General features: G+C 72.7%; 1 protein-coding gene. It reads left to right on the plus strand.

The window, feature by feature from the left end:
• The first annotated feature begins 175 nt into the window (after positions 1-175).
• Complete coding sequence (locus EBH09_RS13395; RefSeq protein ID WP_238697287.1) at positions 176-1,762, plus strand: PQQ-dependent sugar dehydrogenase; 1,587 nt, start codon at positions 176-178, stop codon at positions 1,760-1,762.
• Positions 1,763-1,884: the final 122 nt, after the last annotated feature.

Consider the following 1,884-nt stretch of genomic DNA (forward strand, 5'->3'; position numbering starts at 1 on the left):
GCCACACGGCGTGAAAGTGGCGCAATCACGCGTTGCCGCTCCGCTTCGGGGGCCGCAGCCTGGGTGCGGGAGCCCCACGGGAGCGCTCCCACGCTCCCACGCACCGACACACCCGCGCACTCACGCATTCACGCACCGACGCACCGACGCCTACGAAAGAAGGACGAGAAGGTCCATGGATTGTCATATACATGCCCAGCGCATGCGGCGCCGCCCGACGCTCGTCCTGAGCACCCTCGCCACGGCGCTGCTGCCGGCCCTCCTGCTGACCACGCTGACCCCCGCGCCCGCCGCGGCCACGACCGCGGACGCAGCCACAGCCACAGCCGCGTCGGCACCGGCACCGGCGCCTTCCGTTCCCCTCCCGTCGCTCAGCGCCACCACCACGCAGGTCGCCTCCGGTCTGAGAAGGCCCACCGCCCTCGCCGCCCCCGACGACGGCACGGACCGCCTGTTCATCACCGAGAAGCGCGGCACCGTCCGCGTCTACCACCCGGACACCGGCCTGGCCGGCCCCCCGCTGCTCGACATCACCTCGGCCGTGGACGAGTCGGGCAACGAGCGCGGTCTGCTCGGCATCGCCGTCCCGCCCGACTTCGCCGACAGCCAGGACCTGTACCTGGCGTACACGGCACTCCCCGACGGCGCGGTCACCCTGGCCCGTTACCGGCTCGACGAGTCGCGCCTGGAGCCCCTGCTCTCCCAGGAGCACGCCGAGTACAGCAACCACAACGGCGGCCAGCTCGCGTTCGGCCCCGACGGCAACCTGTACTGGAGCATCGGCGACGGCGGCGGCTCCGGCGACCCCTTCGACGCCGGGCAGCGGCTGGACACCCTGCTGGGCAAGATCATGCGCGTCGACGTGAGCCGCGCCTGCGCCCCGCTCGCCTACTGCGTCCCCGCCGACAACCCCTTCGTCGGCGACCCCGGCGCCCGCGAGGAGATCTGGCAGTACGGGCTGCGCAACCCCTGGCGGTTCTCCTTCGACCGCGCCGACGGCTCACTGTGGATCGGCGACGTCGGCCAGGGCCGCTGGGAGGAGATCAACCACCTCGCCGCCGGACGGGGCGGACTGAACCTGGGCTGGTCCTGCTACGAGGGGCTGGAGAAGTTCACCGGCGGTGACTGCGCGCCGGGCGAGGAGTACACCGAGCCGGTCTTCACCTACTCCCCCTACACCGGCGGCTGCTCGGTGATCGGCGGCCACGTCTACCGGGGCGAGCAGTACGCCGACCTGGTCGGCGGCACCTACATCGCCACCGACTACTGCTCGTCCACCGTGTGGGCGCTGCGCCCCGACGGCCGAGGCGGCTACCAGGAGGCCGAGATCGGGCAGATGCCGACCCAGGTGACGTCGATCGGCACGACGGTCGACGGGGAGTTCTACGTCGTGAACGACCTGCCCGGCGGCCTGCACCGCGTGTCGTTCACGCGCGAGGAACCCACCTGCCGGGTGGACCGTACGGTCACGGCCTGGGGCACCGGTACGACGGTCGACCTCACCGTCACCAACACCGGCGACGCCCCGGTGAACGGCTGGACGCTCGAGTTCCCGCTGGCCCTCGGGCAGATGGTCGTCTCCGACTGGAACACGGAGCTGACACAGGGCAGCAACACGATCTCGGCGGGCAGCGCGCCGCACAACGCCACCATCGCGCCGGGCGCGAGCGTGACGCTGGGCTATCTCGCGGACCACACCGGTGACGCGTCGCCACCGCCGCGGTTCATGCTCAACGGGGACGCGTGCGCGGTGGGCCGCTGAGCGGCGGCGCAGGCCCGCACGAGGGCTCGCCCGGCACGGGAGCCCGACCGGCACGGGAGCCCGACCGGCACGGGAGCCCGACCGGCACGGGAGCCCGACCGGCACGGGAGCCCGACCGGCAC

The sequence above is a fragment of the Streptomyces sp. E2N166 genome, assembly GCF_003671715.1.
GTDB lineage: Bacteria > Actinomycetota > Actinomycetes > Streptomycetales > Streptomycetaceae > Streptomyces > Streptomyces thinghirensis.

Excerpts from the sequence above, each read along its gene's own strand:
- EBH09_RS13395 (WP_238697287.1), top strand. The coding sequence starts at position 176 with ATGGATTGTCATATACATGCCCAGCGCATGCGGCGCCGCCCGACGCTC.